Below are 26,659 nucleotides of genomic sequence, written 5' to 3' on the forward strand. Positions count from 1 at the left end.
TGCAGATGAGGCATGCCCTGTCGATCGAACCGACGCCCACCAGCCGTCAGCACTTCGCCGATGACGCGGCCGCGGAGCCGGCCCCCTACTTGCAGATCTCGGATCTCTGGAAGACCTATGGCGATTTCGTCGCGCTTCGCGACATTTCGCTGTCGATTGCCAGGGGCGAGTTCGTCTGTTTTCTCGGCCCGTCCGGCTGCGGCAAGACGACGTTGCTGCGAGCCATCGCCGGTCTCGACCTGCAGACGCAAGGCACCATCCTGCAAGACGGCCGCAATATCTCCACGCTGCCGGCTTCTAGCCGCGACTATGGCATTGTCTTCCAGTCTTATGCGCTCTTTCCCAATCTGACGATCGAGCAGAACATCGCCTTTGGCCTGGAAGACACCGGCCGATCGAAGGCGGGGGTCGCATCCCGGGTCGCCGAACTCTTGGAAACGGTCGGCCTTTCGGCGCACGGCAAGAAGTATCCGGCCCAGCTTTCCGGTGGCCAGCAACAGCGCATCGCGCTTGCCCGCGCCATCGCCATCTCGCCGGGGCTATTGTTGCTCGACGAGCCGCTGTCGGCACTCGACGCCAAGGTTCGCGTGCACCTTCGCCATGAGATCAAGGCGCTGCAGAGAAAGCTCGGTGTGACGACCATCATGGTGACGCACGACCAGGAGGAGGCCCTCGCCATGGCCGACCGGATCGTCGTCATGAACCACGGCGTCATCGAGCAGGTCGGCTCGCCGACCGAAATCTACCGTCATCCCGAAACGCTGTTCGTCGCCGACTTCATCGGCGAGACCAATCAGTTCGAAGCCCGGGTTCTTGGAGATGACGAAGTCGAGATCGGCCACTCCGCCTTTTGCTGTTCGACGGAGGATTTTTGCGCCGGCCATGCGGCAACGGCGGTCGTCCGCCCGGTCGACATCATTCCCCACGGAGCCGATGCCCATGCCGTCAACGCCAGCGACCGGCCGGCCACACCGCAGAACCTGATCGATGCCGAGGTGCGCGAGATGGAGTTCCTCGGCATGTTCTGGCGCACGCGCCTGACGGCCCCGCGTCTCGGCGAGCGCACGCTGGTTGCCGACTTCTCCGTCAACGCGGTGAGACGCCTCCGGATCGAAACCGGCGGCGCCATCCAGGTGGAGATCCCGCGCGAACGCCTGCTGCTCTATCCGAGGGGGGCTGGACGATGAACATGGTTCTGGAAGCACCCCACCTTCCCCTGATCGGCAAGCGGCTGCGCCAGGAATCCTCCAAAGACGACCGCATCAAGCTCGGCTTCATGGCGGTCATCGGGCTATATCTGGTCGTCGCGCTTGGCGCGCCGCTCTTCGTCATGCTGTCGAAGTCGCTGTCGACCTACCGGTTCGAGCTTTCGGCTTTCGAGTTCCAGGTGAGCGACGAGACGGGGGCGAACTGGGGGCCGGTCGTCACCGCCGAAGACCTGAACCGGGAACTCGGGGCGGTGACGGAAGCCGAGCTTTCCAGCAGTTCCGACGGACGGCTCGCGGCCACAAAATTATTCCCGGATTTCAAGTTCCGCAGCCCCGTTCACTACCGTATTCGCGGCACGAACGACGATGCCGCCTTCCTGGTCGGCTCCACCCTCGAAAAGGGGACTGAGTGGCGGGACTATGATTCCGGTACCTTCCGGCGCGTCGTGCTGCGACCCGCGCGCGCTCTGGGTTTTACGAACTTCACGACCTATTTCTCGACGCCGGCGCTTGCGCAGTCGATCTACAATTCCGTGCTGATGGCGGTGATCAGCACGGTGTTCACGATCTCGGTCGCCTTTGCGCTTGCCTACGGCCTGACGCGCAGCTGCATGCCGCTCAAAGGGCTTTTCCGCGGCACCCTGACGATCCCGATCCTGGTGCCGTCACTCTTGCCGGGCATTGCACTCGTCTATCTCTTCGGCAATCAGGGCATCTTCAGGGATTGGCTTTTTGGCTATTCGATCTACGGGCCGATCGGCATCGTCATCGGCTCTGTTTTCTTCACCCTGCCGCATGCCTTCCTGATCATCCTGACGGCGCTCTCGATTGCCGATGCTCGCCACTATGAGGCGGCCGCATCGCTCAAAGCCAGCAAATGGCGGACCTTCACGACCGTCACGGTGCCCGGCGCGCGCTTCGGCATCGTCTCTGCGGCCTTCGTCGTCTTCACGCTTGTCATCACCGATTTTGGCCTGCCCAAGGTGATCGGCGGACAATACGGCATGCTCGCCGTCGACATTTACAAGCAGGTGATCGGCCAGCAGAACTTCGAGATGGGCGCGGTCGTTTCCGTCATCCTGCTGGTGCCGGCGGTGCTTGCCTTTTACGTCGACCGGCACATGCAGAAGCGGCAGGTAGCGCTTCTGTCGGCGCGCGCCGTGCCCTATCAGCCGAAGCCCAATGCCCGCATGGACGGTCTGTGCTTCACCTTTGCCTGCTTCGTCAGCCTCTTCATCCTCGGCATGATCGCCATGTGCCAGATCGCAGCGGTGGTGAAGTTCTGGCCCTATGACCTGACGCTGACAGCCAAGAATTTTGCCTTCGACCTGATGGACGGTGGCGGCTGGGCCGCCTATGGCAACTCGATCCGGCTCGCGCTTTTGACGGCACTCTTCGGTTCGATCGTCGTCTTTGCCGGCGCCTACATGGTGGAGAAGGCCGATGGCTTCCGCTTCGGCCGTGGCCTCTTTCACTTCCTGGCGATGATGCCGATGGCGGTGCCCGGCATGGTGCTCGGCCTTGCCTATATCTTCTTCTTCAACAACCCGGCCAATCCGCTGCACCCGATCTACGGCACGATGACGATCCTCGTCGTCTCGACCGTGACGCACTTTTATACCGTCGCGCACCTGACCGCGCTGACGGCGCTGAAGCAGATGGACCCGGAGTTCGAATCCGTCGCCGCGTCGCTGAAACAGCCCTTCCACCGGCTGTTCTTTCGGGTCACGGTGCCGGTCTGCCTGCCGGCGATCCTCAACATCGCTATCTATCTCTTCGTCAATGCGATGACGACCGTCTCGGCGGTGGTGTTTCTCTATTCGACCGACACCAAGCTCGCGTCAGTCGCCGTGCTAAACATGGACGACGCCGGCGATATAGCGCCGGCCGCGGCCATGGGCATGATGATCTTTTACACTAATGTTGCGGCCAAACTTGTCCACGCGCTGATCGCGCGCGGTCTGCTCGCGCGCACCCAGGCTTGGCGCTAACCCGCAACCAGCCCTTCGCAAAGCGCCGCCGTCCTTCGTTCTGAAGGACGGCGGCGCTTTTGTCCGCGTCACTCTACGCCACCCGGAGCTCCGCCATCACCACTTTGCGGTCGTTTCCTGCGCGCAGGCGCTCCATCTCGTTGAGACGCGAACGCTGCGGCGTAAGGCCGTAGCGTTCGCGGTAGGTGCGGGAAAAGTGCGAGGCGGTGGAAAAGCCGCAGGCGACCGCGATTTCGATGACCTGAAGCGACGAGGTTATGAGCAGCAGGTGAGCGCGCTCGAGCCTGAGGTCGAGATAGTAGCGCGCCGGCGTGCGCCCCATTTCTCTTCGAAACAGGCGCTCGATCTGGCGCCGGGAAAGTCCGGTCGAGGGCCACATGTCGGCGAGCTTCAATGGCTCGGCAAGATTTGCCTCCATCTTTTCGATGACACGAATCAATAGAGGGTTGTCGATGCCGAGACGTGCCTGCAACGGTAATCGCTGGCGCTCGCCGGTCTCACGCAGCCGCTCGCAGAGTGCCGCCTCGCAGATACGGGTGGCCACGTCCCGACCAAGGTCCTCTTCGATGATGTGCAGGAACATGTCGAAGGGCGCGTTGCCGCCGGCGCAGGTATAGATCCCGCCGTCGATCTCAAAGGCGGTCTGGCGCGGGTCCGCGATGAAGAACCGCTCGGAGAAGTCTGGAAAGTGTTCCCAGTGAACGGCGCAGCGACGCTCATCGAGCAGCCCCGCGCGCGCTAGGCAGTAGACGCCGCCGCCAAGCCCGGCGAGGCGCGCGTTGCTGCGAGCGCCTGATCGCAGCCAGGCCTCCAGGGCCCTGTCGGCCGATGGCTTCTTGCGGCCGCCACAGATGACGATGAAGCCCGGATCTGCATCGCGGCCAAACCGGTTGCGTTCGGCCGAGAGCGGCGCCGCTACCGGAATGCCCGTGCCGCAGGATGAAACGGCGGGTGCTCCATCCGCCGCTACAAGGTGCCACCCGTATACCGGGCGGCCGGCCACGTCATTGGCGAGGCGTAGCGCTTCGATCGCCGCGGAGAAGCCATGGAGGGTAAATCCATCGAGCAGGTAGAAGGTGAAGTGGCGAGCCTGCGTACATGGCTGTTGCATTGTCTCTTCCTGAGGGCGTCGAAGTGGTGCGCGGAAAGAATAGTTACATTATGCAACATATTGGACCGTTGCCAATCCCGTTAAAACGAGGATCCGAAGAAATCCGCTCGAAATCCGTGCGGATGAGGGGCCACTACGCGTGCGCTGCGGCGTGGACAGCCGTTGCAGCTTGTCAAATGGACAAAAATGGACACAGATAGTCACATGTCAGAACAACAAAACGCCCGCGCTCTTGCTCCACGCCGTCACGGCGAGATCCTCAGGCGGCTTGCAGCCGACGGTACCGTTGGTATCACCGAGCTTGCGGATTTCTTCGATGTTTCGCGTCAGACCATCAGGCGCGATCTGAAGCTTCTTGCCGATCGCGGCCAGCTCGATCTTGTCCATGGCGGCGCCACCCTGTTCGAGCCGACGGAAGCGGCCTTCGTCGAGCGGCGGGAAGAGAATGCCGGGCCAAAAGCGCTGATCGGTCGTGCAGCAGCAGGTCTCGTGCGCGACGGCATGGTGCTCTTCCTTGATTCCGGCACGACGACGCTTGCTGTGGCCCATGCCCTGACTGGGCGAAAAAACTTAACGATTTGCACGACTTCGCTATCGATCGCCTTGCTGATGTGCCGACAGCCCCAGGTGCGCGTTCATATGCTCGGCGGCGAAATCGATCCGGATGAAGAAGCGGCCATCGGTATCGATGCGCTCGAGGCGATCAGCCATTTCCGCGTCGACGTCGCGTTCTTAGGCGGCGGGGGCCTGTCGCCCGATGGAGAGGTGACCGACTTTACCCGCAGCGGCGCCGAGCAGCGCTCGCGCATGGTGGCAACGGCGGCCAAAGCCTATTTCGTACTCGACAGTTCCAAGTTCGGACGGCTGACGCCGCTTCGCATTCCCCGCTTCGAAGCCGCCGCCGGAGTGATTGTTGATCGACATCCGCCGGAGGCGATCCGCGAGGCGCTCGAGCGCAAAGGTCCAGCCCTGGTCGTTGCAGAACACCAAATGTAATCTTTTGTAACTTTTTGTCTTGTTCTTTGTCCGCGTTTTGTTACCGTGCGGCCTTCCATGGGTTCGGGAGGTCGTTTCATGGCGCAGGAATTTCCAACACAGGCACAGGTCGTCATCGTCGGCGGCGGTATTATAGGCTGCTCGGTCGCGTATCACTTAACCAAGCTCGGCTGGAACGACGTCGTTTTGCTGGAGCAGGGGCAGTTAAGCGGCGGCACCACCTGGCATGCGGCCGGTCTCGTCGGTCAGTTGCGCAGCCACGCCAACATGACGGGCCTCATCAAATATTCGACCAAGCTCTATAGCGAGCTTGAGTCCGAGACCGGCCTTGCCACGGGCTGGAAGAATTGCGGCTCGCTCTCGGTTGCCCGCACGCAAGACCGCATGACCGTGTTGAAGCGCACGGCGGCCTCTGCTCGCGCCCAAGGCGTCGCGATCGAGGTGATCTCGCCGAAGCAAGCGCAGGAGCTCTGGCCGGTCATGGCGATCGACGATCTCGTCGGCGCCGTCTGGCTGCCGGGCGACGGCAAGGCCAATCCAACAGACCTCACGCAGTCGCTCGCCAAAGGCGCCCGCAATCGCGGCGCCCGCGTGATCGAGCGCGTCCGGGTCACAGGCATTTCGACCAAAAACGGCGTCGTCACCGGCGTCGAAACCGATCGGGGGGCCATTGCCGCGGAGATCGTCGTCAACTGTGCCGGTCAATGGGCACGCAAGGTCGGCCAGATGTGCGGCGTCACCGTGCCGCTGCACTCGGCCGAGCACATGTATATCGTCACCGGCCGCATCGAGGGCGTACATCCTGACCTGCCGGTCATGCGCGATCCGGACGGCTACATCTATTTCAAGGAGGAAGTCGGCGGGCTCGTCATGGGTGGCTTCGAGCCGGAAGCCAAGCCCTGGGGCATGGCAGGCATTCCCGACGATTTCGAGTTCGCCCTCTTACCTGACGATTGGGATCAGTTCGAAATCCTGATGCACAATGCGCTGCAGCGCGTGCCGCAGCTTGAAACATCCGAGGTGAAGAAGTTTTACAACGGCCCGGAGAGTTTTACCCCGGACAACAATTTCATTCTCGGCGAGGCGCCCGAACTGAAGAACTTCTTTGTCGGCGCAGGCTTCAACTCCATGGGGATTGCCAGCGCCGGCGGGGCAGGTCGAGCCCTTGCCGAGTGGATCGTAAACCGCGCGCCGACCATGGATCTTTGGCCGGTCGATATCCGTCGCTTCGCGGGCTTCAACAACAATCCGCGCTGGCTTCACGATCGCGTCAAGGAAACGCTCGGTCTGCACTATGCGATGCCTTGGCCGAACCGGGAGCTGGATACGGCACGCCCCTTCCGCCGTTCGCCTCTGTACGATCGGCTTGCCGCCAAGGGCGCGTGCTTCGGTTCGAAAATGGGATGGGAACGGGCCAATTGGTTTGCTGCGGAAGGCGAGCGCCCCGTCACCGAGTATTCCTTCGGTCGGCAGAACTGGCATGAAGCGGTCAAGCGCGAGATGAAGGCAACGCGCGAGGCCGCCGGCATTTTCGACCAGACCTCCTTCGCCAAGCTGCTTGTGCAGGGGCGGGATGCGGCAGCAGCGCTTAACCGCATCTGCGCTGCCGACATCGACGGCGAGATCGGCCGTTCTGTCTATACCGGACTCTTGAACGCGCGGGGCGGCTACGAGAGCGACCTGACCGTCATGCGACTTGCGGCCGATCGCTTCATGCTGATCACAGGTTCGGCCCAAGCGGTGCATGATGCGGACTGGATCCGCAAGAACCTTGCCGCGGACGCCCACGTGACTTTGACCGACGTGACGTCGTCCTATGCAGTCCTGGCGCTGATGGGACCGAAATCGCGCGACATCCTCTCGAAGCTTACCTCGGCGGATATCTCGAACGAGGGCTTTCCCTTCGCGACTATCCGCGAGATCGATATCGGTTACGCCACGGCCTTTGCCAACCGCATGACCTATGTCGGCGAACTCGGCTGGGAACTGATCGTGCCGACAGAATTCGCTGTCGGTGTTTACGAGGCGCTGCACGAGGTCGGTCGCGCCTTCGGCCTGACGGATTGCGGCTACTATGCGCTTGAGGCTTTGCGGCTGGAGAAGGGCTACCGCGCCTGGAGCCGGGAACTGACGCCCGACATCAACCCCTACGAGGCTGGTCTTGGCTTTGCGGTTGCTCTGGGAAAACCCGGCGGCTTTGTCGGCCACGATGCGCTCGTGGCCGCAAAGACCAAGGGCCTGCCCTCGCGCCGCATCGTTCAGTTTACCCTGGACGATCCCTTGCCCATGCTTTGGGGCGGCGAACTGATCCTGCGTGCGGGAAAACCGGTCGGCGAGGTCCGCTCCGCCGCCTACGGTCACACGCTTGGGCGTTCGGTCGCACTCGGCCTGCTTGAAAACCCTGAAGGCGTGGACAAAACGTTCCTCGAGGGGGAGCGCTTCGAGATCGATCTTGCAGGCATTCGCTATGCCGCGACGGTGCATCTGGCACCGGCATATGATCCGCGTGCGCTGAGGGTCAAGATTTAGACCATCTTTTCGCGATGCGACGAATTGCGCGTGTTGATCTTCCCGCGAGCCCGTCTAGGCGGGCTCGCGTTCCAGCAAGAGCTTTGCCGTTTGCCAGAGGTCCTCGACCCTGCGGCTGCGCGTCGCGGCGTGACGGTAAAGCCGAATTTCGAGGTCGAGATTCCAACCCTTATCCGCAGAGGCGGGTACGAGGCCACCGGCATCGATCGCGTCACGGGCAAGGCTTTCGGGCAACCAGCAGACGCCGGCACCCGACATCGCCATGTTCATCAGCCCGGCACTGATCGTGTTTTCATGCGTCGTGCGGCGCCGGAAGGGCGGGCGCCGCAGCATGAGACGCGAAAGGGCGACCCCGAAGAACGAATTGAACCCGTAGCTCAGATAGGGAATGGCGAGCCGCGGCTGCGCCACAGCCCGGTCGAGAATATTCAGCCCCGGTAGCGTACCATCGGGGATAGAGACGTTTGCGGCGGCGAGCGGGATCAGCCGATCATGGGCGATCGTCAGCGACGAGAATTGTGCGCGGTCGAGATGGAATGGCACCTCCGAATGCGCATAAGTCAGGAAGAAATCCGCCTCGTCACCGATGAGGGCGTCAAGATTGGCCTCGATGCCGCCGCGGTCGGGCATCAGCGAGGTGCTGAAAGCGCCACCTGCGTTTTCGAGCAGTTTGAGCCAGCCAGGGAAGATCGTTACCGTCAGCGTATGGAGCGCGGCAAAGCGGATGAGGCCTTCTTCGTGAGACGGGCGTAGCGATTCGCGCGCTGCATAGAAGGTTCGGATTGCCTCCTGCGCTATGGGCAGGAAATTGCGACCTGCCGGCGTCAGTTCCGCCGGCATGGTGGCGCGGTTGATCAGCGTTGCCCCGAGCCAACGCTCCAACTGTTTGATGCGGCGGCTGAACGCCGGCTGAGTCACGTTGCGCAACTCGGCAGCGCGCGAAAAACTCCACGTGTCGGCGAGGGTCACGAAGTCCTCCAGCCACTTGATCTCCATGCCCAGATCTCCCCTGCGTTGCAGCTGAGGGGATCATAAGTCGTTGGAAAGAAATCGCTATGCCGATATTGCATCAGCCTTTGCTAAAAGCGAATTAGCCAAACCCCGACAAACCTTCCACGTTGCGCCCAAGGCAAACAGTTCTGATTTCGAGGCAGCGAGGAGGCTCACGAAATCAGGCTGATAACAAAAGGGGGATTGTTAATGGCCTTCCAGCTTCACGCTGATCTTATTCTGCACAACGGCCGAATCTGGCGAGGCAGGGAGGAGGGGATCAGCGAGGCCGTTGCCATTTGGCAGGGCAAGGTTCTGGCCACCGGCAGCGATGCCGAGATGGCGAGCCTCAAGGGGCCCCATACCAAGGTGATCGATCTCGAAGGCCGTTTTGCCAGCCCCGGTCTTATCGACAATCACCTTCACCTGATCTCCACCGGCATCACCATGGGCTGGGTCGACGCGACCCCTGCCGCTGCGCCGACGCTTGCCGCCCTTATGGAGAAACTTGCCGAACGCGCGGCCGTCACGCCGAAGGGCGCATGGGTGCGGGCACGGGGCTATGACCAGGTCAAGCTCGATGTCGGCCGGCATCCGACCCGCGAGGAACTCGACCGCGCCGTACCGGATCATCCCGTGCTGCTGACGCGCGCCTGCGGCCATGTGGCCATCGCGAATTCGCTGGCGCTGAGCCTGGCGGATGTCACCGAGGCGACGCCGGTGCCGGACGGCGGCGTAATCGGCACCACGGACGGGCGCCTCAACGGGTTCCTGGCGGAAAACGCGCAGAACCTCATCAAGACGGCTATTCCCGAGGTGACGACGGAGGAGTTGATCGACGGCATCGAGCGGGCAGGGCGCTATCTTCTGTCGCTCGGCATTACGAGCTGCATGGATGCGGCGGTCGGCCAACTTGCCGGCTTTGCGGAAATCCAGGCTTATGAGATGGCCAAGCTTTCCGGCCGCCTGCCGGTGCGCGTCTGGCTGACACTGCTCGGCGACCCCGGCGTCTCGATCGTAGAGGATTCCTGGCGTGCCGGGCTCATTTCCGGTGCGGGCGACGACATGTTGCGCGTCGGGGCCGTGAAGATCTTCCTCGACGGCTCGGCCGGCGGGCGCACCGCATGGATGTCGAAGCCCTATCTTGGCGAGCCCGACAATATCGGCGTACAGATGCTGCCGGATGCCGACGTCGAGGCGATCGTCAAATCCTGCCACGACCGGGGCTATCAGATGGCTTGCCACGCCATCGGCGACGGTGCGATCGAGCAGCTGATCACGGCCTACGAAAAGGCGCTGGCCGGTAATCCCGATCCGGATCGGCGCCATCGCATCGAGCATTGCGGCTTCTCGAGCCCGGAGCAAGATCGGCGCATGAAGGCGGCAGGCATCCTGCCGGCGCCGCAGATGGCCTTCATCCACGATTTCGGCGACAGCTACGTTTCCGTGCTTGGTGAGGAACGGGGCAAGGCCTCCTACCAGATCGGCACCTGGATGCGCATGGGTCTCAAGCCCTCGACCGGCTCGGATTCGCCCGTCTGCTCGCCCGATCCCTTCCCGAACCTTCACGCCATGATCACGCGCAAGACCGGCAAGGGTACCGTGATGGTGGAGGCGGAAAAGCTGAGCCGCGAGGAAGCGTTGCAGGCCTACACGGAATACGGCGCCTATTCTCAGAAGGCCGAAGACGTGAAGGGCAGGCTTGTGCCGGGACAATGGGCCGACATCGCCGTCTTCGACAACGACCTCTTGGAGGCACCGGCCGATACCATTCTCTCAGGCACACGCTGCCTGATGACCCTGCTTGCAGGCCGCGTCGTGCACGACGCACGCTGACGACCTGAAAGACCAATCAACACAAAGCCGAAAACGGCACGAGAGGGAAAACAGCATGCTGAAAAGATTGACATTGGCCGCAATGCTCGGCCTCGGGGTGGCAACCGGAGCGCTGGCTGCCGGCGAACGCCACGGCGGAACGCTCGTCTTTACCGCACCCTATGGCTCGAGCTTCGCCACGCTCGACGTTCAGGCAAGCCCGAACACCCAGGAGGAATTCATCACCCAGGCGATCCACCGCGCGCTCTACAGCTGGGATTCGATCCAGAACAAGCCGGTCCTGGAACTCGCTAGCTCGGAAGAGGTGTCCGAGGATGGTACGGTGCACACCTATCGCCTGCGCGAAAATGCCGTCTTCCACAACGGCAAGCCACTGACGGCCGACGACATCATCTACAGCTACAAGCGCATCGCCAACCCGAAGAACGCCTTCCCGGGCGCAAGCTACATTGCCGTCATCAAGGGTGCGGATGCGTTCATCGCCGGCAAGGCTGAGGAGATTTCCGGTCTCAAGAAAATCGACGACCACACGCTGGAGATCACCTATACCGGACCGATCAACCCCGGCTTCCCGCTGATGCAGAACACGACGGTGATTTATCCGTCTGATGTCAAGGATGAATCGAGCTTCGCCAAGACCCCCGTTGGCCTCGGCGCCTTCGTCTTCAAGGAGCACGTGCCGGGATCGCAGGTCGTTGTCGAAAAGTTCGACAAGTACTACGAAGAGGGCAAGCCCTATCTCGACCGCATCAACATCGTGCTGATGGCCGAGGACGCCGCGCGCGACGTCGCGTTCCGAAACAAGGAAATCGATGTCTCGATCCTTGGCCCGACCCAATACCAGGCCTATCAGGGTGAAGACGCCTTGAAGGATCACCTGCTCGAAGTTGCCGAGGTCTATACGCGCAACATCGGCTTCAACCCGGCCTTCGAACCCTTCAAGGACAAGCGGGTCCGCCAGGCGATCAACCATGCGATCAATGCGCCGCTGATCATTGAACGGCTCGTCAAGAACAAGGCCTACCCCGCCTCCGGCTGGCTGCCGCTGTCTTCGCCGGCCTTCGACAAGGACAAGGTGCCCTACGCCTTCGATCCAGAGAAAGCGAAAGCACTCCTGGCGGAAGCAGGCTATGCCGATGGCTTCGAGTTCGAAGTCACGGCGAGCCCGAACGAAAGCTGGGGCGTGCCGATCGTTGAAGCCATCCTGCCGATGCTGAAGAAGGTCGGCGTCACCGTGAAGCCGAAGCCGGTCGAAAGCTCGGCGCTTGGCGATGCCGTGACGTCGAACAACTTCCAGGCCTTCATCTGGTCGAACCTGTCCGGTCCCGACCCGCTCAATGCACTGCGTTGCTTCTATTCCAAGACGGCGCAGTCCGCCTGCAACTACGCGAGCTATGCGAGCCCGGATTTCGACAAACTCTATGAGGCGGCCCAGCAGGAACGCGACCCTGCCAAGCAGAGCGATCTGCTGCGCCAGGCCAACAACATCGTGCAGGACGATGCGCCGGTCTGGTTCTTCAACTACAACAAGGCGGTCATGGCCTACCAGCCCTGGATCCACGGCCTTGTCCCGAACGCCACGGAACTGGCGGTCCAGCCCTATGACGAGATCTGGATCGACGACACGGCGCCGGACGCACGCAAGTAAGCCCTGAGAGGTTCGGGGCGGTTTCGGCCGCCCCACACATCAGTTGTCCCACCCATCCGGGTGGCCAAAATGGAACCGCTCATGCTTCGTTTTACCCTGCGCCGCATTCTGCAGGTCGTCCCGACGATCGTCGTGGTGGCGCTGCTGATCTTCGTTATCTTCTCCGTCGTCCCCGGTACCTTCGCGGCCAGCCTCTTTGCCGACGGAAAGCGTGCCGCCGATCCGCAAATGATCGCTCGCCTCAATGAGGAGTTCGGTCTGAACAAGCCGCTGATGGAGCGCTTCGTGACCTATGTTACGGATCTCGCCCAGTTCGATCTCGGCACCAGTTTCCGCACCCGCCAGCCGGTCATTGACCTCATCAACGACCGCATGGGCGCCTCGCTTCAGCTGGCCGTCGCCGCCATGGTCTTCGCCATCGTTGTCGGCGTGCCGCTCGGCTTTCTTGCAGCACTCAGGCCCGGTTCGATCCTCGATACGGTGACGATGATCGGGGCGGTTTCGGGCCTCTCCATGCCGCAATTCTGGCTCGGCCTTCTGATGATGTATCTCTTCGCCCTGCAACTGAACTGGCTGCCCAGTTTCGGTTACGGCGACGGCTCGTTTCGAAACCTCATCCTGCCGGCCGTGACCCTCGGCGTCACGCCGCTCGCGCTGCTGGCGCGCACCACCCGGGCCGGCGTGCTCGACGTTTTGAACGCCGACTTCATTCGCACCGCCCATTCCAAAGGCATGAGCGAGGCGAAGGTGGTGCGCTGGCACGTGGCGCGCAATGCGCTGGTGCTGATCGTCACCACGGTCGGCCTGCAGTTCGGCTCGCTGATCGGCCAGGCCGTCGTCATCGAAAAGCTGTTCGCCTGGCCGGGCATCGGCTCGCTGCTGGTCGATAGTGTGGCGATCCGCGACATTCCCGTGGTGCAGGGCACGATCCTCGTCATCGTGCTGTGGTTCCTGATCATCAACACCGCCGTCGATCTGGTCTATGCCGCGATCGATCCGCGCATCAAGCAGGAGTGACGACCGTGCGCCTCGGCTTCAACTTCTGGCTCGGTGCGACGCTGACTGCGCTCGTCATCTTCGCCGGTGTCCTTGCCCATTGGATCGCGCCCTTTGACCCCGTGCTCGATGCCGACTTGATGAACTCCGAACTGCCGCCGGACGCCACCTTCTGGTTCGGCACGGACGGGCAGGGACGGGACGTCTATACCCGCATTCTTTACGGCGCGCAGATCTCGCTGACTGTTGGCATCGTGTCGCAGGTGATCAACTCGATCATCGGCGTCACGCTCGGCATGACGGCCGGCTATTGGGGCGGCTGGTGGGACGATCTGGTCAACGGCCTGACCAACGTCATGCTCGCCATCCCCTCGTTGATCTTCGCGCTTGCCGTCATGGCGGTGCTTGGCCCCGGCCTGCCGTCGCTCTTGATCGCGCTTGGCCTCACCAACTGGAGCTGGACCTGCCGCATCGCTCGCTCCTCGACTCTCTCCTTGAAATCGCAAGGCTACGTGCAGGCGGCCCAGACGCTGGGCTATGGCGACCTGCGCATCATGTTCACGCAGATTCTGCCGAACATGATGGGGCCGATCCTCGTCATGGCAACGCTCGGCATGGGGTCGGCGGTGCTGTCTGAAGCGGCGCTCTCCTTCCTCGGCCTCGGCATCCAGCCGCCATTCCCGAGCTGGGGTTCGATGTTGACCGATGCACGCCAGCTGATCCAGCTCGCCCCCTGGGCGGCGCTCTTCCCTGGCCTTGCCATCTTCCTTTCGGTGCTTGGCTTCAACCTTCTCGGCGATGGTCTGCGTGACAGCCTCGATCCGCATATGAGGACGCGCAAGCCATGACCGCGCCGCTTCTCGACATCAAGAACCTGCAGCTTGGCGTTTCGCTCGGCCGTTCCAGCTACCATCCACTGCTCAAGGGCGTCTCGTTCCAGATCATGCCCGGCGAGGCCTATGGCCTCGTGGGCGAATCCGGGTCCGGAAAATCGGTCACATCGCTTGCCGTCATGGGCCTTTTGAAACGGCCGCTTGCCGTTACCAGTGGCGAGATATTGTTCAAGGGGCAGAACCTGCTGGCGTTGCCGAAACGCGAGATGCGGCGCCTGCGCGGCAATCGCATCGCCATGATCTTCCAGGAGCCGATGACGGCGCTGAACCCGCTTTCAACGGTCGGGCGACAGATCGCCGAGATGTTCGTGCTACATCAGGGAAAACGCTGGGCGGAAGCCGAAAAGCTCGCCGTCGAAGCGCTCGGGAATGTGCGCGTGCCCAACCCTGATCGCCGTGCCAGGAACTATCCGCACCAGATGTCCGGCGGGCTGCGCCAGCGGGTGATGATCGCGATGGCGCTTGCCTGCAGCCCGGACCTGTTGATCGCCGATGAGCCGACGACGGCACTCGACGTAACCGTGCAGGCCGAGGTGCTGCGCCTCATCAAGGAACTCTGCGCGGCGCGCGGGACGGCCGTCCTCTTCATCAGCCACGACCTTGGCGTCATCGCCAGCATCTGCCAGCGCGTCGGCGTGATGTATTCGGGCTGCCTCGTCGAGGAGAACGAGACGCGGGCGCTCTTTGAAAGCCCGCGGCACGAATACACCCGCGGCCTGCTCGGCGCCCTGCCGCGCCTTGGCAGCCGCAGCGAACATGGGCGGCAGCGGCTCGTCGACATCGACAGCATCATCGCCGACCGCTCGAAGCTGACGGAAAGCCGCTTCATCGCGCCACGCGAACGGGAAGGGAGCCAGCCATGACCGCGCCGCTGCTTCAGGTGGACGATCTCCATGTCCGTTTCCCCATTTCCGGCGGTGGCCTGCTCGGCAAAGGACGGCGTACGCTTCACGCCGTCAACGGCATCAGCTTCGAGCTTGCCAATGGCGAATGCCTGTCGATCGTCGGTGAATCCGGTTGCGGGAAATCGACGACGGCGCTTTCCATTCTCGGCCTGCAGGAACCGACTGAGGGCATGATCCGCTATCGCGGTCAGCCGCTCGCGGGGCCCGGCGCGCCGCAACGGATGGACCGGGCGAAAGCGGTGCAGATGGTGTTCCAGGATCCTTATGCCTCGCTCAACCCCCGCCAGTCCGTGCGCACCTCGCTCGCAGCACCGCTGCGGCTGCACGGCATTACCGCCGCCTCGGAAATCGAAGGCCGCATCGAGGCGATGCTCAAGAATGTCGGCCTGACGCCCGAACAGGCCAAACGCTATCCGCATGAGTTCTCCGGCGGCCAGCGCCAGCGCATCGGCATCGCCCGCGCGCTGATCCTCGAGCCTGAGATCGTCGTGCTCGACGAGCCGGTCTCGGCCCTCGACGTGTCGATCCGCGCGCAGATCATCAATCTGCTGCTCGACCTTCAGGAAAAACTCGGCCTCTCCTATCTGATGATCAGCCACGATCTGAGCGTGGTGGAACATATGAGCGACCGGGTGCTGGTGATGTATTTCGGCGAAGTCGTGGAAGAGGGCGGCTGGCGCGAGATTTTCGAAGTCCCCACCCATCCCTACACGCGCCGCCTGATCGCCGCCATTCCCGATCCGGATGCTGCGCTGAATCCGGCGGAAAGGCAGGCGAGCGACGCCACCGTGCCGCAACTTGCCGGCCGCAGCTTCGTTTCCGATGGCAGCACCGCGCCGGATGTTTTTACCGCGCCTGTTCGATCCGAACTGATCGAGATCGGCGGGAACCATAGGGTTCGGATGGCTTTGGCCTAACCGATGGAATGCGCTGAGCGAAGCCCCGTTCCGCCCCGCGGCAAAGATAGGCTAGGTTGCTCAACGTCCGAACTTGGAATCATTGAAATCTAGGATGAACCCGATGAAACGCATGCCGAAGATCGCCGTGATCATGGATGAAAACACCAGTGCGGGCGGTGGACGCTATGACGTCTCGCGAAATTACTTTTCCGCCCTGCGCCGCGCCGGCGCCTTTGCCTTCGGCATCCCCTATGTTCCCGATCTCGTCGACCAGGTCGTCGAAGATTTTGATGGGTTCTTAAGCGTCGGCGGCCGCATCAACTTCCCGAAAAGCTGGTATGTCGAAGGAGACCAATCCCAGTATCCGCCCTCGGATCGGCTAGCCGTCGACATGGCATTGATGGAAAGTTTCCTTGCGCGCGACAAGCCTGTGCTCGGCATCTGCAACGGCATGCAGATGCTCGGCTGCCTCAACGGTTGCCGGATGGTTTCCGATGTCCATTCGTCGTGGCCCGACGCGCTCAATCACGACCAGGCCAATTTCTCGCATGACGTCAGCGTTGTCCCCGGCACCAGAATGGCCGACATCCTCGGCATCGAAACATTCACCGTGAACACGTTTCACCGCGAGGCGATCGTGGAGGTATCGGGCGCGGTGACCGTTACGGCCCGAGCCCCGGATGGTGTCGTTGAAGCGATCGAGATCGGCTCGCAGACCTTTGCCATGGGCCTTCAATGGCACCCCGAAATGCTGGATGCCGACAGCCATCCGGGCGCTCGCGTCTTCGACGCCTTCGTCGAGGCGTCAAGCCGACACCTTCGATAACCTGTTCCAAGGCCCTGCTGCGTTCTGTCGGAAGCACATTCTGCCCTCTCCCGATTGACGTTGGCGGCTCCAGCAAATAGGGCCAAGCCGACAAGCGTGCCAAACGCCAGCAAGACAGCAACAGGAGTGTATAGTGAGCGAACCGACCGTAGCAGAGGCAACAGATCGCATTTACGCATCGCTGCAGGCAGACAATGCCGACATCGATCTTCATATCGCGACCCTCAAGGCAGCATTGATGCGGGCAGGTTTGAAAGAGGCCGTATTCGACCCGACCAGGCTCGTGCAAAACAACCGTTCCGGACGGAAGCTGATGCAGGCGTACTTTCGGCAGCGCGGCGTAACGGTGAAATTCTCGGCCTAGCAAGGTCGTTCAATGATGCCAGAAAGGCCGCAGTCGGGTGGCCGAATGGGTGCCTGCCTGGTCGGACTGCGGTGGCTCACCAGGCTGAGCGATCCCGGTTTCCGCTCGTCGGCTGGCTGCCAAGGTGAACCTCTCGGCGCGCGACCCTTTCAACCGGTCAGGTCGCGCGCAAATGGGCTCTGGCCGCCTTTCGAAGCGGCAGTCCGGTAAGCTCACCAAGTTCGTGCTTCAACTCCGCGCTTTGGCGATGGCGTCCTTCAGTCCTTTTTCATCCAGAACGCCGGGAATGATCGCCGAACCGATGACGAAGGATGGCGTGCCGGCGAAATTGAAGGCGAGTGCCTGACTGTAGTTGCGGTCGAGCAGCCCGGAAATCTTGGCATTGTGCGTGTTCACGGCTGCGGTCAGGTCCTTCATCGAAAGACCCGCCCCGGTCAGCGCCTTCTCGATGTCGTCCTGCGACAGCCTCGCCTTGGTTTTCATCAGCGCCTCCATCGCCGGCTGGTATTTGCCGATCTGGGCGGCTCCAAGCACTGCCTGTGCGGCGAATACGGAGGCTTCGCCCAAGATCGGCCAGTCCTTCAGCACGAGCCGCACGTTGCCGTCGGCCTTGACCACCTTCTCGACCGTCGGATGCACTTTCTTGCAGTAAGGGCACTGATAGTCGAAGAACTCGACGATGGTGACATCGCCCTTCGGATTGCCAAGGACGGGCGCGTCCTTGTCGAAAAACACCTCCTCCTTGGTCAATTGCTGGGCGAAGGATGATCGGCCTCCGACAAGCACGGCGGCGGCGGTCGCGACCGTGGCCGTCAGAACGGTTCTGCGGGTGAACATCAGATTTCTCCTTGTGCGAATGGATTGGGGCCGAGAGCGACGGCGCGTGCGGCGATTTCGAGGATCATGCCGCGCAGGCAAACGACGAAAGTCGGAAAGGCCGGGGCTGTCATTCTGCCTGCTTCCTGTCCTCAGATGCAAAGGCGGCGAGCCGTTCGGCGATTGCCTCGCGGGAGATTTCGCCGAGATGGGTGGCGGCGAGCGTACCGTCCGGGTTGATGAAAAGTGTGGCAGGAAGGCCGATCGCGCCGTAGTGCCGGGATAGGCCCGAGAAAGGGTCGAGAAGGATGGTTTCCAGGTCGACGCCTGTTTGGCGCAGATAGGATTCTATCGCCGCGCGGCTTTCGCCCTGGTTGGCGAAGAAAAAGTCGACCTCAGGATTCCTTTCGGTCATCTCCGCCATCATCGGCATTTCCCGCCGGCAGGGCGGACACCAGCTTGCCCAGAGATTGAGAACCGCCGGGCGGCCCTTGCGCTCGGCGATGGCGAGGCTCTCGTTCCGTGCGAGAACGGCATAGGACGTTTCCGGGGCACGGGGTGCAGCGCCGCTATCGGTAAGGGTTGTGGCGACGACCCAGACGAAGAGGCCGGCCGCAAGCGGCAGGATCGCCCAAGGAGCGGCTTTCGGTGCGTTTCGCCAGAGCATCACTGCGGCGAGGAAAACACCGAGGAATCCGCCCGTCGGGGAAAAGCCGCCCTGCCAGATGGCGAGAACTCGCAACGGCTCCTGCAGGAAGCTCTCGGCATGGATGAGCACATGCCCGGCGCGCGCGCCGACAACGCCGAAAAGTGTGGCAGCCGTCGTAAAGGTGCCAAGCCGGTTGTGGATGCGGGCGGCAAGGAGCGAGCCGACAAGCATGAAGACGATCAACCCGGCGATGACCGAAAAGCGATCGGCGGAAAAAGCGAAGGGACCTATTGCGACGGCGTTCATTGCGCGCTGCCCTTGGCCATCCGTGCCGCCTCCGCAAGCGAGCCGGCCGTGATTTCTCCGACGAGGCGCGTACCGGGGGCCTCCTCTTTGCTGCGGTTGAAGAAGATCATAGTCGGCGGGCCAACGACGGCAAGTGATCGCATCAGTGCGCCATTCTCCGCATCGAGGGTGCTGACGTCGAGGCTGACCAAGCGGATCCCGTCAAGGCTCGCCGCGACATCAGGCTTTGTCAGAACGGACCGCTCGATCGTGCGGCAGGTGACGCACCAGCCAGCGGTGACATAGACGAGGGTGGGTTGCCTCCCGGAGGCTGCGGTGTCGAGAAGGCGGGAGAGTGCGCCCGCCGAGCCGACCTTGGTAAAATCCGACTTCTGGATGGCGGCTGTTTGGTCAACACTCGCCGCCCTCTTGAGCGGGCCGAGCGGAGTGAGCGGATCGCTGGCTCCAAGGCCGAAGCCCACCAGCAGCAGACTACCCCAAATGAGCGAGACGACGGCGGTCAAGCGCGTCAGTACGCCGTAGCCGCCTGTGGACCGCAGCCCGTCGGGAGCGACCGCGTAGATGCCGAAGGCAAGGGAAAACACGGCCCAGGGCAGGAGGACGAAGCGCTCCGGCACAAGCGGCGTCGCAAGCCAAATCGCCGTTCCCAGGAATGCGAAGCCGAAGACGTGCCGGACACGTTCCATCCACGCGCCGGCGCGTGGAAGCGCCTTGCCGCCGATTGTCGCCATGATGATGAGCGGGATGCCCTTGCCAAGGCCAAGGGCGAAAAGGGCGAGTGCGCCGACCGCAATGTCACCGGTCCGGGCGATGTAGAGGAGGGCGCCGGCAAGCGGCGCGGTTACGCAGGGGCCGATGAGGAAGGCGGAGGAAAGACCGAGCAGGGCGGCGGCGGCGACCGAGCCGCCCTTCTGCCGGCCGCCGCTCAGGCGGTTGCCGATCACTGCCGGCAGCTTGATGTGGAAGAGCCCGAAGCTGGAGAGCGCCAGCAGGACGAACAGTGCCGCGACCACGCCGACAGCGACGGGCGATTGCATCACGATCTGCAGGTTTTGCCCCGACCAAGCGGCCACGATGCCAAGGAGACCGAAGGCGGACGCAAGGGCCAGCACATAAGCGGAGGCGAGCATGAAACCGCGTCGTGCCGTCAGCCCCTCTCCCTCGCGCGTGAGCATGGCCGCGACGATCGGATACATCGGGAAAACGCAGGGCGTGAAGGCGAGCAGCAGTCCGAAGCCGAGGAAGCCTGCAAGAAGCAGCGCAAACCCGCCACCGGTCATGAGCCGGTCGACCGCCGTTTCTCCGCCGTCAGCTGCGATGGAAAAACCTGTGTCCGGCGCTTCCACGGGCCGTGCGTCCTTGGCAGGCGCAAAGGCAAAACCACCGACCGGTTTGCTGATGGTCATCGCGGCGGTATCGATCGTCCGCGTTGTCGGCGGATAACAAAGCCCGCCATCCTGGCAGCCCTGATAGGTGAGGCGAATGAGCGGAGGCGCATTCGCGATCCGGGCCGAAGCCTTTTGGTAATAGACCTCGGTTGTGCCGAAGCCCGGATCGTCCTTGACTGTCTCCGGTTCGGTTTGCAGGGTGATCGGCCGGTTACCCTCATCTTCTGCTGCCAGGAAGTCCCTGTAGAGATAGTAGCCGTCAGCAATCGTCCATGTGATCGCCAGCCGGCCGTCGTCTTGCCTGGCGATCCCAGGTACGAAGGCCTCGTCCATCGGCAGGGGCGCCTCGAGCGCCCGGGCTGGCAGGATGGCCGCAATCAAAACCCAAACCAGCGCCAGCAGACTTGCTTTCCGCATCGTTCTTGCGTCCTCGTCTTCAATCGAGGGCGGAGCGATCAGGCCGCTACCTTAAGGCAGCCTTAAAATGATTGACCAAGGCGAAGGATAGAAACGGGCCGCGCAAGTTAATCCGCTAAGACCTTGGCGCTGGCTCTCGGTGTAATTCCGGAAGAAAAGGCCGAACGATGGTCGGGCAACCGGTGCTACCGGGTTCACCTGCTTATGGACACCGGCCCTTTGGCCGGCGTCCAGACTTCATTGCCTGTGTTGCCTAGTGGGTTGCGCCCGACCCACCGGCTGCGACGATTGCGAAGGGTTGTCCCTCGACCGCGATCGTGCGGGTCTCCTTCAGTGTTTCCGTGTCGATCACGCGTACCAGGCTTTGGCGCGGATCAGTGATGGCGAGGTGATTGCCGGCGACGGCGAGGCGGGGCCTTGCGTCGCGCCAGTGGCCATCTTTGCTGTAGGGCTCCGTGACGATTTCCGATTTGGTGATCACGCCATCCACGACGTCAAGGAGGTGAAGCTTGCCGTCCTCCGTCAGGATATAGGCGTTGCGTGACTTTGCCGGATCGAGGATGAAGTCCACCCGCCGCAGCGGCAGTTCGACGAGGCGGTAGGGTTCCTTCGCGTCGGCGTCGATCAGTACGACCTTGTCTTCTCCGTAGTTCCCAAGGAAGAACTGCATAGAAGTGCCGCCGAGCAGTGTGGATACCTTGCCTTCCGGCAGCTTGTCGCCATAGGCGAGCATCTCGAGCTTGGGGCCATCGAGCCCACCTGGGCGTGCGACCAGGACGCCCTCGGCGCAACCGAAGGCGGCCAGGCGGGCGGACGTCGCTTCACCGTGGAGCCCCGTGCAGGTTGCGACATCGCCGACCTGCTTGCCCTCCTTGTCGAGAACACGCAGGCCCAGGCGGGGAGGAAGCTCACCTTCCTTTACCGTCGCTTCGAGGTTCGGGACCGAAACGAGAAGATGGTTGCCGGTCGAAACCGCGACGCCATGGTGTGCGGCGGTAGTATCGTAAGCCTTGAGCTCCGCCTTGCCGTCCAGAAGCGCGCTTTCGCCAAGCAGATCGAACTTGCCACCGCGATCGTAGAAGATGGCGAGATCGTCACCATGGGCAACCACGTGGCCGGGCTTTTGTCCGCGAATGGTTGTCTCAAGCAGCCTCGGCTCCTTGACCTCGATGTCCCGGTGCTCGCCGTGATCGGAAAGCGCTATGCCGGTGTCGATGGCATGGATCAGGTTCTGTTCGCCCTGGACGGCAAAGACGGTTCGTCCGGTGTCGCTCAGGGAAAGGGCGGCGTAGCCTTCAAGGTCAAAACGGCCGATTTCCTTGTCCGTTTCCAAATCGATGGCGCGGACCACGGGCTGGGTGTGGTCGGCAATGAACAAACGCCAGGTCTCGCGCTGCTGTTCTTCCTCGGCATGAGAGGTCAACGGAAAGGCGAGGGTCGCGAGAATGGTGGTGGCGAAAAGCGCGGGCAAACCGGAGCGGGACATGAAATCTCCTATAATGTAATAACGTAACATGTGTTGTGTTATAGCGTTACATTCGCCTTGTCCAGCGGCAACAAGCTGACGTTTGCACATGCGTCAACGAAGCCGTCACAGGCGGCCCGCGACGGCGGCCTACGTGGCTCGCTGGCGTTAAGGAGTGTGAAGCTCGGTCCTGACGGACCGATTGGCATTCCGCAACTTCGCCTGGAGCGGCGGATGGCGGCATGTGTTGCCGCCACCCTTTGAAATGCTCGGTTTCTCCGTTGGTGGGCTTCGCCGATTTTCAGGGCTGGGGGGCTTTGGGCGAGATGGACCAAAACCCGCCATAGGGCCTTCATCAGCGACGAAGGCCGCCAAACGCGGCGGGACCCGGTCATCCTGCTACTTCGCTGTGCCTTCGTTCAGGGGCAGCTTGCTCCCGCGACGCTGCGGTAGGCGGCCGTTCAGAACGATGTAGGCGAGAAGGCCGATCACCAGGCCCCAGAAGGCCCCGCCGATCCCGAGCAGCTTGATGTTGGCGGCGGAGGCCAGGAACGTGATGAGCGCCGCTTCGCGGCAGGCCGGGTCGGCTGTTGCTGCAGCAAGGCTGCCACCAATGGTACCGAGAAGGGCGAGGCCCGCTAGCGTGGTGATGAAGGTCGCAGGAAACGCCATGAACACGGCCGCAAGCGTAACGCCGAACACGCCGACGAGCACGTAGAAAAAGCCCGCGGCGATACCCGCGATCCAGCGCCTGGAGGGGTCTTCGTGGGCCTCCTTGCCGGTTGCGATCGCCGCCGTGATTGCCGCGATATTGAAGGCGTGCGAGCCGAAAGGCGCCATGATCAGCGAACCGAAGCCAGTCGTCGTCACGATCGGGTTGGCGCTGGTCTTGAAGCCGTCATTCCGCAGCACCAGCATTCCCGGCATGTATTGGCCGGTCAGCGTGATGAGAAACAGCGGCAGTGCGACCGAAAGCAGCGCGTTCAGCGAGAACAACGGCATGGTGAAAATGGGCGCCGCGAACTCCAACTTCAGACCCGACAGGTCGACCCGGCCCTCCGCGAGCAGGAACAGGAGCCCGAGAACGAGGATGCCGACCACGGCATAGCGGGCGGAGAAGCGCTTCAGGACGACGTAGGCGACAACCAGCAGGCCGACGAGCAACGGATCGACGCTTGCGCCGCCGAACGCGCCGATGCCGAACTGCAGCAGGATACCGGCGAGCAGGCCCGCGGCGATGCCTGGCGGGATCAGCCGGATGACCTTCTCGAAATAGCCCGAAAGCCCGAGTGCGATGAAGGCTAGAGCCGAGATCATGTAGGCGCCGATGGCCTCGGCATAGGGCGTGGTCGCAAGCGCAGTGACGAGAAAGGCTGCGGCCGGCGTCGACCAGGCGGTGATGATAGGCTCGCGATAGCGCCAGCTCAGCCAAAGCCCCGTCATTCCCACGCCGATCGAGACCGACCAGACCCAGGAAGCCGTCAACTCGGGGCTGAGCCCAGCCACTTTCGCGGCTTGAAAGACCAGGATGAAGGTGCCGCCATAGTTGACGATGACGGAGATCAGACCCGCGACAATGGGATGGGCAAGGTCGTTGAAGCGAAGGGATGACGGGAAAACATGTGATGACATGATCTATCGGGGCTCCTGAAATTTCGGGGAGGACTGGCAAGCCGCGTTGACAAATAGCCAGTCATTGGCCCGATATGCCCATCCATTTTTCTGAAGATGATCAGACCATTTGTTCAAGCATTCCCAACTCGAGTCCGTGAAGGCATGGATTGCCCAGCCCGCCCAGGCTGGGATGCCGCTTCATGCGCGCATCCAGCGGGCGATCCGGCAGTTGATCCTCGACGGTGCGCTTGGGCCGGGAAAGCCGCTTCCAGCTTCGCGCGTGCTCGCCAAATCCCTCGGCGTATCGCGCGATACGATCGAAGCGGCCTATGGCCAGCTTCATGCCGAAGGCTTCATCGACCGTCGCGTCGGGAGCGGCAGTTTCGTGGCCGAGGTGAAGGAGTTTGCACCCGGCAGGCGCCTGTCTCCAAGGCGCGCGCAGTCGCCCAACCAGGCAGCGGCTTTGAGCAGGCGGGGCAATGCCATGTTCGGCAGCGGCGGCGTCAGTGAACAGCTGTTGCCCCGCCCCTTCGCCCATGGCGTGCCGGAGACGCGCACTTTTCCGCTCGCGCTGTGGGAGCGCCTCGGACGGCAGGTCTTGCGCGAAACCGGCAGAAGGGCGCTGCTTCACGGCGACCCGCAAGGGATCGAGGAGCTGCGCCGTGCCATTGCCGACTATGTGAACCTAGAACGCGGCGCCCGTACCACGGCCGAACGGGTGCTGATCCTCACCAGCTCGCAGCAGGCGCTGACATTGTGCGCAAACATGCTGCTCGATCCCGGTGACCGCATCTTCATCGAGGATCCGGCCTATTACGGCGCGCGCAAGGCGTTCGATGCGGCGGGGCTCGAATGCGTCCCCATCCGCGTCGACCGCCATGGCATCGCCGTCAACCAGATCAAGGCGGAGACGCGCAAGGTCAAGGCCGTATTCCTGACGCCCTCGCATCAGTTCCCGGCCGGCGCCACGCTGACGCTCGATCGCCGCCTTGCGCTGATCGAATGGGCGAGCCGCCATCAGGCCTGGATCCTCGAGGACGACTACGACAGCGAATTCCACTATGCCGGCAAACCAACGGCCTGCCTTCAGGGCCTCGATCCGCACGACCGGACGATCTACATCGGCACCTTCACCAAATCGCTCTTTCCAGGGCTTCGGATCGGCTATGCAGTTCTGCCGCCTGAGCTGGTCAAGCCGATGACCGTCGCGCGTACTCTGCTTGACGGGCACTCCGCTCCGATGGCGCAAATGACACTCGCGCGCTTCATGGAAGGCGGGCATTTCGGCGCCCATGTGCGCACAATGCGCAGCATCTACGCCGACCGGCTCGACCTTTTGGCGACGCTTGTCATAAAACATCTGCCGCATTTCCTTGAAGCGCGGGTGCCCGATGGCGGCCTGCAGATGCCGTGCGCGCTGACAGGTGCGATCTCGGAGGCCGCGGCCGTCGATGCGGCACGACGTGTCGGGATCGAGATCATGGGATTGTCCGCGCTTCACGCCGGCGGCAAGCCCGAGCCCGGGTTCCTCATGGGGTTTGCCGCTTATACGCCAAGCGAGATCGAGGGGGCGGTGCGGAAGCTGGCTGGCGCCTTCCGGGCCGCGGCGACGTCATAGGTCGTCCAAGCGTCGCCCCCAACGGCTCGCCATTCAGTCCTGGATGACGAGCTGGAACCAGGTGTCGAGAGATCTGCTGCGCTTGACGGCGTCGAGATAGGCGAGCAGCGATAAGCAACCGAACGTCGCACTCGCCGGGCAGACGCCGGAAAAACGATTCCCGTTTTGGTGCATTTTTTGCGGAGAACCGGCGCACTGCATAAAGTTGTAGGTACCATCGAAATGGAAAATCCATAAACTCGCGCTAGACCGATCGTCATTCGTGAATCGGGAGCGAGGCATGCAAAGAGACGTGCAGTTCAACGGGCAGAAAGATTGGCGGATCGCGCGATATGCCATCGGCGGCATTGTTGGATTCGCCGTGCTCGCCCAGCTCCTGGTCTATCTCAGCCTGGTCGCCCTGGTCGACCAGCCTTATGCGGCTGCCATGGTCGGTGCCGCGCTAATCTCCCTGCTGATGGGCGTGCCACTGATCGTCGTGGCAGCGACGCAGTTTCGCCGGGCGCAGCGCCTGCGCAACCAGATCAATCATGTTGTCGCCCATGATGCCACGACGGGCTGCGTGACCGGTCGCGGGCTCGTACAGCAGGTCAATGGCCTCGAACGCCGCCGCCAAAGCGCCGGCGAGGAGCTGCATGGCGCGCTCATTCATCTGCGTATCAACAATCTCGATGACGTCGGCGCTGCTTTCGGCCCGGCCTGGAGCGAGGAGCTGCTGCAATTCGTCGCTTCGACGATCAGCACGTCCGTGCGTCGCGACGATATCGTCGCCCGGACGGGCCCAGCCAGTTTCGACGTCCTGCTCGTCGGCGCAACGGAGACGGATGCGGAACATGTCTCAAACCGCCTGACGACGGCGCTGTCGTCCGCCCATTTCTCTGCCGATGGCAGCAAGGTCGACCTCGAACTCAGCGTCGGCGGAGCTTTGTTCGATGGCAGTGTCGATCTGGAACGCTTGCGCCGGGCAGCTGCCTCCGAGACGGTCATGGTTGCCAGCGAGGGCACCCGGCCTGTCGATTTCGTACGCCTGCCTTTGGCGTGAATGACTGGTGATAACGTTGCTTGTGCCGGAGTCGTATGCAACGATCGCTCGCGGCGGCTGAGGGCCAGTTCGTTTGCCGCTTTAGAGTTGTGTTGCGCTGGGCCCCACTGTTGCAAAGGGTTGCCTGTCATCTGCAGTACTGTCGTGGAGCT

General features: G+C 62.6%; 22 protein-coding genes. 14 read left to right on the forward strand and 8 right to left on the reverse strand.

Annotated features, from left to right (window positions below; all coding sequences use genetic code 11):
* Positions 1 to 5: 5 nt before the first annotated feature.
* Together ASE71_RS34405 and ASE71_RS34410 are read left to right on the forward strand one after the other, a co-directional pair.
* Entirely contained in the window at positions 6 to 1,187 is a 1,182-nt protein-coding gene (locus ASE71_RS34405; protein WP_060516630.1) for a putative 2-aminoethylphosphonate ABC transporter ATP-binding protein, read from the forward strand.
* Positions 1,188 to 1,189: 2 nt separating this feature from the next.
* Positions 1,190 to 3,199 (forward strand): putative 2-aminoethylphosphonate ABC transporter permease subunit, encoded by a 2,010-nt coding sequence (locus ASE71_RS34410; protein ID WP_060516628.1) that lies wholly within the window; start codon positions 1,190 to 1,192, stop codon positions 3,197 to 3,199.
* A gap of 73 nt (positions 3,200 to 3,272) precedes the next feature.
* On the opposite strand, the gene ASE71_RS34415 is transcribed toward ASE71_RS34410, so the two are convergent.
* A complete protein-coding gene (locus tag ASE71_RS34415) occupies positions 3,273 to 4,310 on the reverse strand; it encodes a GlxA family transcriptional regulator (RefSeq protein WP_034794738.1) in 1,038 nt (345 codons plus the stop codon).
* A 204-nt stretch (positions 4,311 to 4,514) separates the two neighbouring features.
* Between ASE71_RS34415 and ASE71_RS34420 the strand changes: the two genes are divergently transcribed.
* The gene (locus tag ASE71_RS34420; RefSeq protein WP_060516623.1) at positions 4,515 to 5,306 is read left to right on the forward strand and encodes a DeoR/GlpR family DNA-binding transcription regulator; all 792 of its coding nucleotides are present in this window, start codon (positions 4,515 to 4,517) and stop codon (positions 5,304 to 5,306) included.
* Between the two features lie 78 nt (positions 5,307 to 5,384).
* A complete protein-coding gene (locus ASE71_RS34425; RefSeq protein ID WP_034794731.1) occupies positions 5,385 to 7,835 on the forward strand; it encodes a GcvT family protein in 2,451 nt (816 codons plus the stop codon).
* Between the two features lie 54 nt (positions 7,836 to 7,889).
* Here the strand turns inward: ASE71_RS34425 and ASE71_RS34430 are convergent, their stop codons facing one another.
* On the reverse strand, positions 7,890 to 8,831 hold the full coding sequence (locus ASE71_RS34430; protein WP_060516621.1) for a LysR family transcriptional regulator: 942 nt from the start codon (positions 8,829 to 8,831) through the stop codon (positions 7,890 to 7,892).
* A 204-nt stretch (positions 8,832 to 9,035) separates the two neighbouring features.
* Between ASE71_RS34430 and ASE71_RS34435 the strand changes: the two genes are divergently transcribed.
* The 8 genes from ASE71_RS34435 to ASE71_RS34470 all read left to right on the forward strand — a co-directional run bounded on the left by ASE71_RS34435 (position 9,036) and on the right by ASE71_RS34470 (position 17,192).
* Positions 9,036 to 10,661: an amidohydrolase gene (locus ASE71_RS34435; RefSeq protein WP_060516619.1), complete on the forward strand. Its 1,626-nt coding sequence runs from the start codon at positions 9,036 to 9,038 to the stop codon at positions 10,659 to 10,661.
* A gap of 55 nt (positions 10,662 to 10,716) precedes the next feature.
* Entirely contained in the window at positions 10,717 to 12,309 is a 1,593-nt protein-coding gene (locus ASE71_RS34440) for an ABC transporter substrate-binding protein (protein ID WP_060516616.1), read from the forward strand.
* 81 nt (positions 12,310 to 12,390) lie between these two features.
* A complete protein-coding gene (locus ASE71_RS34445) occupies positions 12,391 to 13,326 on the forward strand; it encodes an ABC transporter permease (RefSeq protein ID WP_060517351.1) in 936 nt (311 codons plus the stop codon).
* Between the two features lie 5 nt (positions 13,327 to 13,331).
* Positions 13,332 to 14,153, forward strand: coding sequence for an ABC transporter permease (locus ASE71_RS34450; protein ID WP_034794912.1), 822 nt, complete (start codon positions 13,332 to 13,334; stop codon positions 14,151 to 14,153).
* Positions 14,150 to 15,061, forward strand: a complete 912-nt coding sequence (locus tag ASE71_RS34455; RefSeq protein WP_060516614.1) for an ABC transporter ATP-binding protein — start codon at positions 14,150 to 14,152, stop codon at positions 15,059 to 15,061. Before ASE71_RS34450 ends, ASE71_RS34455 begins: the two co-directional genes overlap by 4 nt.
* Entirely contained in the window at positions 15,058 to 16,020 is a 963-nt protein-coding gene (locus tag ASE71_RS34460; RefSeq protein WP_060516612.1) for an ATP-binding cassette domain-containing protein, read from the forward strand. The genes ASE71_RS34455 and ASE71_RS34460 overlap by 4 nt, the downstream gene beginning before the upstream one ends.
* A gap of 103 nt (positions 16,021 to 16,123) precedes the next feature.
* A complete protein-coding gene (locus ASE71_RS34465; RefSeq protein ID WP_082566434.1) occupies positions 16,124 to 16,828 on the forward strand; it encodes a gamma-glutamyl-gamma-aminobutyrate hydrolase family protein in 705 nt (234 codons plus the stop codon).
* A 130-nt stretch (positions 16,829 to 16,958) separates the two neighbouring features.
* Entirely contained in the window at positions 16,959 to 17,192 is a 234-nt protein-coding gene (locus ASE71_RS34470) for a hypothetical protein (RefSeq protein WP_034794697.1), read from the forward strand.
* A 228-nt stretch (positions 17,193 to 17,420) separates the two neighbouring features.
* On the opposite strand, the gene ASE71_RS34475 is transcribed toward ASE71_RS34470, so the two are convergent.
* The 5 genes from ASE71_RS34475 to ASE71_RS34495 form a co-directional block, all read right to left on the reverse strand.
* Positions 17,421 to 18,029 carry a DsbA family protein gene (locus ASE71_RS34475; RefSeq protein ID WP_060516608.1) on the reverse strand — a complete coding sequence of 203 codons (609 nt, stop codon included), beginning with the start codon at positions 18,027 to 18,029 and terminating at the stop codon, positions 17,421 to 17,423.
* A gap of 109 nt (positions 18,030 to 18,138) precedes the next feature.
* Positions 18,139 to 18,963 carry a TlpA disulfide reductase family protein gene (locus ASE71_RS34480; protein ID WP_034794693.1) on the reverse strand — a complete coding sequence of 275 codons (825 nt, stop codon included), beginning with the start codon at positions 18,961 to 18,963 and terminating at the stop codon, positions 18,139 to 18,141.
* Positions 18,960 to 20,768 (reverse strand): protein-disulfide reductase DsbD, encoded by a 1,809-nt coding sequence (dsbD, locus tag ASE71_RS34485; protein ID WP_060516605.1) that lies wholly within the window; start codon positions 20,766 to 20,768, stop codon positions 18,960 to 18,962. Before dsbD ends, ASE71_RS34480 begins: the two co-directional genes overlap by 4 nt.
* Positions 20,769 to 21,021: 253 nt before the next feature.
* Entirely contained in the window at positions 21,022 to 22,254 is a 1,233-nt protein-coding gene (aztD, locus tag ASE71_RS34490) for a zinc metallochaperone AztD (RefSeq protein ID WP_060516603.1), read from the reverse strand.
* Between the two features lie 378 nt (positions 22,255 to 22,632).
* Positions 22,633 to 23,865, reverse strand: coding sequence for a benzoate/H(+) symporter BenE family transporter (locus tag ASE71_RS34495; protein WP_060516601.1), 1,233 nt, complete (start codon positions 23,863 to 23,865; stop codon positions 22,633 to 22,635).
* 109 nt (positions 23,866 to 23,974) lie between these two features.
* Between ASE71_RS34495 and ASE71_RS34500 the strand changes: the two genes are divergently transcribed.
* Positions 23,975 to 25,465 (forward strand): PLP-dependent aminotransferase family protein, encoded by a 1,491-nt coding sequence (locus ASE71_RS34500; RefSeq protein ID WP_060516599.1) that lies wholly within the window; start codon positions 23,975 to 23,977, stop codon positions 25,463 to 25,465.
* 33 nt (positions 25,466 to 25,498) lie between these two features.
* Here ASE71_RS34500 and ASE71_RS36165 read toward each other — a convergent pair whose 3' ends face one another.
* Positions 25,499 to 25,639 (reverse strand): hypothetical protein, encoded by a 141-nt coding sequence (locus ASE71_RS36165; RefSeq protein WP_156400729.1) that lies wholly within the window; start codon positions 25,637 to 25,639, stop codon positions 25,499 to 25,501.
* A gap of 106 nt (positions 25,640 to 25,745) precedes the next feature.
* Between ASE71_RS36165 and ASE71_RS34505 the strand changes: the two genes are divergently transcribed.
* Positions 25,746 to 26,507: a GGDEF domain-containing protein gene (locus ASE71_RS34505; protein ID WP_060516597.1), complete on the forward strand. Its 762-nt coding sequence runs from the start codon at positions 25,746 to 25,748 to the stop codon at positions 26,505 to 26,507.
* The last annotated feature ends 152 nt before the right edge of the window (positions 26,508 to 26,659 follow it).

The sequence above is a fragment of the Ensifer sp. Root954 genome (genome assembly GCF_001429005.1).
Lineage (GTDB): Bacteria > Pseudomonadota > Alphaproteobacteria > Rhizobiales > Rhizobiaceae > Ensifer > Ensifer adhaerens.

What these genes read in the sequence shown, in the direction of transcription:
- ASE71_RS34405 (WP_060516630.1), top strand. Translation starts at nt 6, where the DNA reads ATGAGGCATGCCCTGTCGATCGAACCGACGCCCACCAGCCGTCAGCAC.
- ASE71_RS34430 (WP_060516621.1), bottom strand. Translation starts at nt 8,831, where the DNA reads ATGGAGATCAAGTGGCTGGAGGACTTCGTGACCCTCGCCGACACGTGG.
- ASE71_RS34410 (WP_060516628.1), top strand. Translation starts at nt 1,190, where the DNA reads ATGGTTCTGGAAGCACCCCACCTTCCCCTGATCGGCAAGCGGCTGCGC.
- aztD (WP_060516603.1), bottom strand. Translation starts at nt 22,254, where the DNA reads ATGTCCCGCTCCGGTTTGCCCGCGCTTTTCGCCACCACCATTCTCGCG.
- ASE71_RS34495 (WP_060516601.1), bottom strand. Translation starts at nt 23,865, where the DNA reads ATGTCATCACATGTTTTCCCGTCATCCCTTCGCTTCAACGACCTTGCC.
- ASE71_RS36165 (WP_156400729.1), bottom strand. Translation starts at nt 25,639, where the DNA reads ATGCACCAAAACGGGAATCGTTTTTCCGGCGTCTGCCCGGCGAGTGCG.
- dsbD (WP_060516605.1), bottom strand. Translation starts at nt 20,768, where the DNA reads ATGCGGAAAGCAAGTCTGCTGGCGCTGGTTTGGGTTTTGATTGCGGCC.
- ASE71_RS34505 (WP_060516597.1), top strand. Translation starts at nt 25,746, where the DNA reads ATGCAAAGAGACGTGCAGTTCAACGGGCAGAAAGATTGGCGGATCGCG.
- ASE71_RS34480 (WP_034794693.1), bottom strand. Translation starts at nt 18,963, where the DNA reads ATGAACGCCGTCGCAATAGGTCCCTTCGCTTTTTCCGCCGATCGCTTT.
- ASE71_RS34455 (WP_060516614.1), top strand. Translation starts at nt 14,150, where the DNA reads ATGACCGCGCCGCTTCTCGACATCAAGAACCTGCAGCTTGGCGTTTCG.
- ASE71_RS34445 (WP_060517351.1), top strand. Translation starts at nt 12,391, where the DNA reads ATGCTTCGTTTTACCCTGCGCCGCATTCTGCAGGTCGTCCCGACGATC.
- ASE71_RS34435 (WP_060516619.1), top strand. Translation starts at nt 9,036, where the DNA reads ATGGCCTTCCAGCTTCACGCTGATCTTATTCTGCACAACGGCCGAATC.
- ASE71_RS34475 (WP_060516608.1), bottom strand. Translation starts at nt 18,029, where the DNA reads ATGTTCACCCGCAGAACCGTTCTGACGGCCACGGTCGCGACCGCCGCC.
- ASE71_RS34415 (WP_034794738.1), bottom strand. Translation starts at nt 4,310, where the DNA reads ATGCAACAGCCATGTACGCAGGCTCGCCACTTCACCTTCTACCTGCTC.
- ASE71_RS34460 (WP_060516612.1), top strand. Translation starts at nt 15,058, where the DNA reads ATGACCGCGCCGCTGCTTCAGGTGGACGATCTCCATGTCCGTTTCCCC.
- ASE71_RS34420 (WP_060516623.1), top strand. Translation starts at nt 4,515, where the DNA reads ATGTCAGAACAACAAAACGCCCGCGCTCTTGCTCCACGCCGTCACGGC.
- ASE71_RS34465 (WP_082566434.1), top strand. Translation starts at nt 16,124, where the DNA reads ATGAAACGCATGCCGAAGATCGCCGTGATCATGGATGAAAACACCAGT.
- ASE71_RS34440 (WP_060516616.1), top strand. Translation starts at nt 10,717, where the DNA reads ATGCTGAAAAGATTGACATTGGCCGCAATGCTCGGCCTCGGGGTGGCA.
- ASE71_RS34425 (WP_034794731.1), top strand. Translation starts at nt 5,385, where the DNA reads ATGGCGCAGGAATTTCCAACACAGGCACAGGTCGTCATCGTCGGCGGC.